The sequence below is a fragment of the Neglectibacter sp. X4 genome (assembly GCF_009917365.1).
Lineage (GTDB): Bacteria > Bacillota > Clostridia > Oscillospirales > Acutalibacteraceae > Acutalibacter.
Window position 1 is genome coordinate 1 of sequence record NZ_QWLE01000086.1, and the last position, 6228, is coordinate 6228.

At 57.7% G+C, this 6228-nt stretch carries 9 protein-coding genes and 2 pseudogenes; 3 read left to right on the top strand and 8 right to left on the bottom strand.

The annotated features are described in order from the left end of the window. Together D1841_RS16005 and D1841_RS16010 are read right to left on the bottom strand one after the other, a co-directional pair. On the bottom strand, positions 1-590 hold a 590-nt coding region (locus D1841_RS16005), incomplete at its 3' end, for a DUF6273 domain-containing protein (RefSeq protein ID WP_237076436.1). Between the two features lie 12 nt (positions 591-602). Next, positions 603-974: a hypothetical protein gene (locus tag D1841_RS16010; RefSeq protein ID WP_160644615.1), complete on the bottom strand. Its 372-nt coding sequence runs from the start codon at positions 972-974 to the stop codon at positions 603-605. A gap of 58 nt (positions 975-1032) precedes the next feature. Between D1841_RS16010 and D1841_RS16015 the strand changes: the two genes are divergently transcribed. Continuing rightward, entirely contained in the window at positions 1033-1476 is a 444-nt protein-coding gene (locus tag D1841_RS16015) for an SPASM domain-containing protein (protein ID WP_161880145.1), read from the top strand. Positions 1477-1498: 22 nt separating this feature from the next. Here D1841_RS16015 and D1841_RS19960 read toward each other — a convergent pair. The 4 genes and pseudogenes from D1841_RS19960 to D1841_RS16035 all read right to left on the bottom strand — a co-directional run. Next, positions 1499-1783: pseudogene (locus D1841_RS19960) on the bottom strand (hypothetical protein); the annotation flags it as partial. Further along, positions 1704-2834 carry a baseplate J/gp47 family protein gene (locus D1841_RS16025; RefSeq protein WP_160644611.1) on the bottom strand — a complete coding sequence of 377 codons (1131 nt, stop codon included), beginning with the start codon at positions 2832-2834 and terminating at the stop codon, positions 1704-1706. The gene D1841_RS16025 and the pseudogene D1841_RS19960, both read right to left, overlap by 80 nt. Before the next feature lie 407 nt (positions 2835-3241). Next, positions 3242-3565 (bottom strand): GPW/gp25 family protein, encoded by a 324-nt coding sequence (locus D1841_RS16030; RefSeq protein WP_160644609.1) that lies wholly within the window; start codon positions 3563-3565, stop codon positions 3242-3244. Positions 3566-3569: 4 nt separating this feature from the next. Further along, complete coding sequence (locus D1841_RS16035) at positions 3570-3953, bottom strand: phage tail protein (protein WP_160644607.1); 384 nt, start codon at positions 3951-3953, stop codon at positions 3570-3572. Between the two features lie 265 nt (positions 3954-4218). Here D1841_RS16035 and D1841_RS16040 point away from each other — a divergent pair, with 265 nt between their 5' ends. Together D1841_RS16040 and D1841_RS16045 are read left to right on the top strand one after the other, a co-directional pair. After that, positions 4219-4413 (top strand): type II toxin-antitoxin system HicA family toxin, encoded by a 195-nt coding sequence (locus D1841_RS16040; RefSeq protein ID WP_160644605.1) that lies wholly within the window; start codon positions 4219-4221, stop codon positions 4411-4413. Between the two features lie 39 nt (positions 4414-4452). Further along, the gene (locus tag D1841_RS16045) at positions 4453-4854 is read left to right on the top strand and encodes a type II toxin-antitoxin system HicB family antitoxin (RefSeq protein ID WP_160644603.1); all 402 of its coding nucleotides are present in this window, start codon (positions 4453-4455) and stop codon (positions 4852-4854) included. 37 nt (positions 4855-4891) lie between these two features. On the opposite strand, the gene D1841_RS16050 is transcribed toward D1841_RS16045, so the two are convergent. Together D1841_RS16050 and D1841_RS16055 are read right to left on the bottom strand one after the other, a co-directional pair. Further along, positions 4892-5149: a hypothetical protein gene (locus tag D1841_RS16050; RefSeq protein WP_160644602.1), complete on the bottom strand. Its 258-nt coding sequence runs from the start codon at positions 5147-5149 to the stop codon at positions 4892-4894. Beyond that, positions 5150-6127: pseudogene (locus tag D1841_RS16055) on the bottom strand (terminase gpA endonuclease subunit); the annotation flags it as partial. Between the last annotated feature and the right edge of the window lie 101 nt (positions 6128-6228).

The following is a 6228-nucleotide window of genomic DNA, read 5'->3' on the forward strand; positions in this document are numbered from 1 at the left end:
GCCGCGGCAGAGGCGGACACGCACCGCTGCCGGGCGGCGTCGCCTGTAAACAGGGCAAGGCGCGCCCCTTCGGCTATGCCGTTCTGGTTCGCCACACCAATCTCTGTGTTGGAGGGCAGGAAAAAGCGGTCTTTCACGGTTTCGCTGCCCCCGCCGTCCGCCGCACACTTTGCCACAACCAGCTCCGTGGGCTGCACGGCTTTCCGGAACCCTTCCGACAGGCCGCCCATAAAGCCGGGGGCCAGCGCGTAAGGGTTTGCAGATACAGCCCCCGCCTTTGGGGGTGCGTCTGCTTCATGGGCCGGGGCATACCAGCCGGAGAGGGATTCGCTGTTAAGCCAGCTCCGGATATTCGATAGGCTGTAGCGGTTATTCCCCTGCACCTGGCGGTCTGTATTTTCGCTGTCCGGCTCCGAGGCGTCAAAGGCGTAAAGTGCCACCTGGTACTGGCTGCACAGGGTAACGCTGCCCGCAGGATACCCCTGGTGGAGCAGGTCTGCCACCTGCCAGGCCACAGGCTCCCCCAGGCAGAGGCTTTCCGGGTCCCGGACTTTATCCCCCACGTTGAGCATGAGAAGTGTTTTTGCCATATTCCCGCCTCCTTATATATAGGCTTTCCCGGCTTCAAACCGGCCCTGCAGCAGCTCCAGCGCCCCGGGTCCATCGAACTCCTGGGCCTCTACAAAGTCAAGCCCCTGGGCGTCCAGCAGGTCCCGCAGGTGCATTTGGAACACCAGGTGGGCGAAATCGCTGGTGAGGGCCGCCAGCTCTGCCCGGTCTGCCTTGCCTGACAGCTTTTCGTACTCTGCCCCCTGTCCCTCTGCCAGCAGCTTCACTGCCTTGATGTTATTGAGCACAGCCAAAATCAGGGGGTTGAAGGTGCGGCTGGCGCTGGCAGGGTCGCTGTCCAGCAAAGCAGGCACCTCCTCTGTGTATTGGGGCTGGGGATCCAGGGCATAGCTGGGCCGGGGCATCTCAGGCTTCCTCAACTGCGTCTATGAAAAGGGCTGGGAGCTGTCCCATGCCCGGGTTTTGTATGGACAGCTCAAGCGCTGCGGGGACTACCTTCTGGAAAACGGGCTGGAGGATGCGTATATCTCCATGTTTGAGGAACACTTTTTCCGGCCCAAAGATCCAAAGGATGTGCAGAACTGGTGCGGCGGCACAGGGGACATGCTGTCTGTAGACTATACAGGGAACATCTATCCCTGCATCCGCTACATGCCCAATTCCCTGGGGCCGGACATCCCTCCGCTGACCATTGGGCATGTAGACCATGGGCTTCTTGGCACAAAGGGGGAGCAAGACTGCGCCCAGTGCCTCCAGCGCATTGACAGGCGCACCCAGTCCACAGACCAGTGCTTCTCCTGCCCCATTGGGGAGGGATGCGCCTGGTGCTCCGCCTATAACTACCAGGTGTTCGGCACAGCGGACAGGCGCGCCAGCTTGTTTGCAGGGTGCGCCGCTTTTCCGTAAGGGTGTAGTCGCTGTCCCACCAGTCCACCTTGAAGTCATGGGCCAGAATATCCAGCAGAGCTTCATCCAGTTTGCCTATCTGCGGGTAGATGGAGAGCCGCCCGGTTTCTTCCTTCTGCTGCACCAAAAGGCCCGCTATGGCTTCTGCCAGGGCCACCATCCTGGGGTCATTGGCCAGGCCAGGGGGCAGGGAGCGCAGTAGGTTTTCTTTGGTGAAGCCATGGGATTTATTCATCCTCATACCCCCCGTTTGTAATGGCAGGCGTGCCCAGGAGCCTTGCCACCTGGGGCGGGTTTTTGCCGTCATTCTGCAGCACGGTAAAGCCAGGGGAGGTAAGCACCACGCGCTTGATGCCTGTCTGCATCAAAAGGCCTATCAGCACAGAGGGGTTGATGTCCCGGCCCAGCTTCCCGGACTGCCAGGCCGCATATTCTTCCACAGCCCTGCCCACTGCCTCCCGTATCTCTGTGGCAGATTTTCCAGTCCCGGGCTGGGTGTAGTATGTGAAGTCTATGGTATAGTCCACCGTTTCCGCATCCTCCACAAAGACCTGGTCGGTGAGGGGCCGCACGTCGTCTGCGCTGCACTCTGCCAGTACCGCCGCCTTGATTTCTTCTGTGGCAAGGGCGCCATCCTCCATGAGCACGTAGAGCTTCACTACCCCCGGCGTGGGGGAATTGGCGATCACGTCCCCGATCTCGGTACTGGCCTTTTTGGCGAAATACTCATAACTGCCACGGGCCCCGGCGCAGCTGTAGGCGTCCATGCTCTGGCGCATGAGCTCATAGAATTCATCGTCTGTGGCCGCGTCCGCGCCGCCGTCGCTTTCCGTAAGGTTTTCTGTGGCGGTGCAGTAATCGTACAGGTCGATGAGCGTGTCCAACTGCCCGGTGGCATAGCCGTTGCCTACTGCCCCAGGGGTCTGGCAGCGCAGCTGCGCGTCTGCATACGTGTCGCCAATGTTGATATACACGTCCTCCACTGTCTCCCAGATAAGCCCGCCAGAGCAGGTTACCCGCGTGCCCTGGGGCACCAGCACAGCGCTCTGCTGGGCTTCTGAGATATAAAAGCGCTGGGTACACACTGCCGGCTGGGCCTGGGGCCTCCCCTGAAGCTTTAAAAGCTGGGCCAGTGCGTCCAGGTTCTCCCCCTCGGCCCGGCTGGGGATGTTCTGGTTGCCAATGACGTTCATCAGCACCCGCTCCTGCACCAGGATGCTGGCTACCCACTGGATGATCTGCCGCTCCGGGCTGGCGGGCTGCACAGCGGCGCCCGTGTTTTTTTCATAATCCGACACCAGCCGGGCCACAATGGCTTCCGCGCTGGTGTCCGCAAACTGGTATTCAGGGTTCCTCATGCTCTCACCTTGCTTTGCGTAAAAATGAAAGCCCCGGCCTTGTTCTTGACAAAGCCGGAGCATGTGGTATAATAAATATAAAGAGGGCGCTGTCACATGGCGGTCAGCCCTAAAGTTTGACTAACATGAAGTTAGCCGCTCAGGGGCAAGCCGGGCGGCTAACACGCTTTTGGGGCTAAGTAAACCAGCAGCAGGGCTGCCAATACCAAGCATACTGCGAAACGCAGCAGCTTTTGTCCCATATGCGCCACCTCCCTTCGTGTAAAACTCCGGGAAATGTACCACCCCCTTTCTGTCGGGGATGGGCTAACCGCCTTTTATGTATACAGCGTCCTCCAACGCAAAGCTGCGTTTGCTCCTCGTTGGGAGCGTTTTTATTATACCATCCTGTTGGATTTTGTCAAATCCTATTCTTCCACATGGATCTCCACCTCCACTTTGGGCACGAGCCGCCCCGGCTCCAGCGGATCCTCGGAAAAAGAAATGTTCTGTACCACCGCCCGGGGTTCCCATTGCTCTATGGCCTCCCGCACACCGGCTATCATCAGCACCTTTGCTACCGGGGCGGGCTTGTCCACAAATTCCTGGGATAAGCCGAAATCCCGGTACATAGGCACCGAGCCTTTAGGCGTTGCCAGCACTAAAGCGATATTTTGCAGTACGGCGTTTACGGCCTCCGGCTCGTTCAGGCGGATGTTCCCCAGGTCTGCGGCGCTTACTTGAAATCCCATGGCATCAGCTCCTTAGATATTCCTGCAGCTCCACGTCCACGACTGCCAGCAGGGGGTTGCCCCAGACATCGCTTTCCTCGTACTTGGCGCTATGCTTGAGGATGTTCCAGCGGTACTTGCCGTAGGGCTTGTCGCCGATTACCAGGGGCACAGCCTCCCCAGAGCGCTCATAGGTCCAGATTTTCACCAGCTCCCCGATGATGTCCGCCCCCAGCAAGGGAGTAAGCTGCATGGAAAAGCTGATTTTATCCGGCTCTATCCCGGTAAACTCTGTGAGGGCGTTCTGCAGGTGGCGCTGGTGCACGGCGTACCTGGCCTCTCCGCTCCATTCTGTCCCCTGCAGGGTTTCTGTGGTTTCCTCCGATACCTGGAAGATGATATCCCCCAAACAGCCACCACCATCAAACCACCCCCAGAATAAAGCCGTCGCCACTGTCTACAGGCAGGTACACAGCCAGCACCTGTTATGCGGCTGGCCCCGGCCTCTGAGTAGCCGGAAGCTTTGGGGATGGCGGAGTCAGGCAGGAACAGACCGGTGCGTTTGTCTTTGTACAGTAGGATCACCTTCTTTTACACATATAAAAACATTTGCCAGAAGCCTTGACAAATGTTTTTATATGTGTTATACTATATACTGTCAGGAGGGGAAGGATATGAAAAGCTACTCGTCAAGGGAAGTCATTCAAATGCTCAAGGCGGATGGATGGTATGAGGTAAACACAGTGGGCAGCCACCACCAGTTTAAGCACCCATCGAAGAAAGGCCGGGTAACAGTAAAGCACCCGGATAAGGATATCCCTCCCAAAACCCTAAAAAGCATTGAACGCCAATCGGGGCTTAAATTCTAAGCCCCACCTTCCCATCCCATTTTCAAGGAGGTTTCCGTTATGAAATTGCCAGAAAGATATATTTACCCCGCTGTGTTTACGTATGAGCAGGGACAGGAAATTGCCGTTGTGTTCCCGGATCTGGATGCTGCCACCAGCGGGGAAAACGATGAGGACGCGCTGTTCTCCGCCCGGGAACTGCTGGGCTGTGTAATGTTCGGCAGGGAAGAAGATGGGGAAGCAATTCCTGTGCCCACCCCTTTGGCGCAAGTCGCCTGTGAAGAAAACGAAAGGGTGGTGCTTGTTGACGTGTACATGCCCTCTGTGCGCATGGCCCAAGTGAACCGTTCCGTTAATCGCACCGTCACTTTGCCCGCATGGCTGAATGCTGCCGCACAAGAGAGGAACATCAACTTCTCCCAAGTGCTGCAGGACGGCTTAAAGCAGCGGCTGGGGGTATAATTCAGGACAAAGGCTCCGGGAAACCGGGGCCTCCTTTTTACCAATCCCTGGGGATAACCGCCACAGCCTTACGCCTGCTCCCGCCGCTTGCCAGGGCCTTCAGCTCGTCCACCTTCTGCTCAGCCTCTTTGATTTCTTTCATCAAACTGGGCATATCCAGTAAGGTCAGCTCCCGGTCTTTCAGCGTGTACGACTTCACCCCGCCGTCCAGCAGGGCAAGATAGGCTTTGCGCAGCGCTTTTAAAGCCTCGCGCCAGAACTCCAGCCGGGCATTGATTTCTGTTTTGCTGGTCATTTACCATTCCTCCACACGTGGCGTCCTCTTTACCCGCGACCGGGGCGCAGGGCTTGGCCTTCCGCCATCCACAGGTACAGGCAGGGCTTTTCCCCTTGCCTGCTGCAAGCGCCGATCAATGGCGTCCAGGTCTTTGGGCAGCACTTTAAAGGCCGCATTGGCATAGTTGCGGCAGTCCAAGGGCTCGTTGCGGTCATGCCCGGGTATTTTTTCCCAACTCCAAGGGTTCCGTTTTGCCTTATCATTGTAGGTAAGCCGCTCCGACAGGAGTCCTGCAAAGTATCCAGCTCCGTAATCATCCCGCAAGGGGAAATGGCAGTACCGCGGGCCAGGCTCTTTCGCCCGCAGGTTGTCCATGATAAGCTGCTTTCCGGCATCCACGCCAATCTGGTACTGCCAGCAGAAGCCTACATGCGTTCCATTCACCACAATTCTCACCTGCCTGGGCGGGCCGGTGTAGGGCCTGTCCTGCCCGGGCAGGCCTTTGATGCAGAACAGTTTCTTGCTGATGCGTTCCCGGCAGCGGCTTCGCACTTCCTGGGTGAAATGCCCGCCCTCGTCCATAAAACTCATGCTCAGCCGCAGGCCCAGGCCATCGGCAAAACGGTACACCCTGTCCAGCACATTTGTGTCCAGTGCATCCCAAGTGGCGTCTGCGTCCGGCCTGCCCATGATAATGCCCTTTTCAATGCCCCAGGTTTCGCCGAAATGCCCATAACCCACCACCTCATACTCCAAGCGGTCATCCTGGGTATCAATGCCGCAAGTAAGCACCAGGACACCATTGGGCAGTTCGGCAGGATATTCTTCCCGCCGCTTTAACAGGCTGTCTTCATCTTCCATGTCGCCCCGGTTCTCCCAGAGTTTTCCGAATACCGTGTTATAAACCACCTGCATTTTCCGGCTGTCCCCCTGGGCCTGCAAGAAGTCCAGGACAATGCTCGCCCAGCTCTTCCACTGGCTCACAAAGGCGTTGAGCCAGAAGGAGCGTACACCGTTTGCATATCGAACTGCGCTGTATCAGGGAGTTTCTGTCCGTACGCGACGGCTCGGTTTTTGTCCCGGAGGCGGATGAGGTA

What these genes read in the sequence shown, in the direction of transcription:
- D1841_RS16040 (WP_160644605.1), top strand. Translation starts at nt 4,219, where the DNA reads ATGAAAAGCTACTCGTCAAGGGAAGTCATTCAAATGCTCAAGGCGGAT.
- D1841_RS16045 (WP_160644603.1), top strand. Translation starts at nt 4,453, where the DNA reads ATGAAATTGCCAGAAAGATATATTTACCCCGCTGTGTTTACGTATGAG.
- D1841_RS16050 (WP_160644602.1), bottom strand. Translation starts at nt 5,149, where the DNA reads ATGACCAGCAAAACAGAAATCAATGCCCGGCTGGAGTTCTGGCGCGAG.
- D1841_RS16025 (WP_160644611.1), bottom strand. Translation starts at nt 2,834, where the DNA reads ATGAGGAACCCTGAATACCAGTTTGCGGACACCAGCGCGGAAGCCATT.
- D1841_RS16030 (WP_160644609.1), bottom strand. Translation starts at nt 3,565, where the DNA reads ATGGGATTTCAAGTAAGCGCCGCAGACCTGGGGAACATCCGCCTGAAC.
- D1841_RS16010 (WP_160644615.1), bottom strand. Translation starts at nt 974, where the DNA reads ATGCCCCGGCCCAGCTATGCCCTGGATCCCCAGCCCCAATACACAGAG.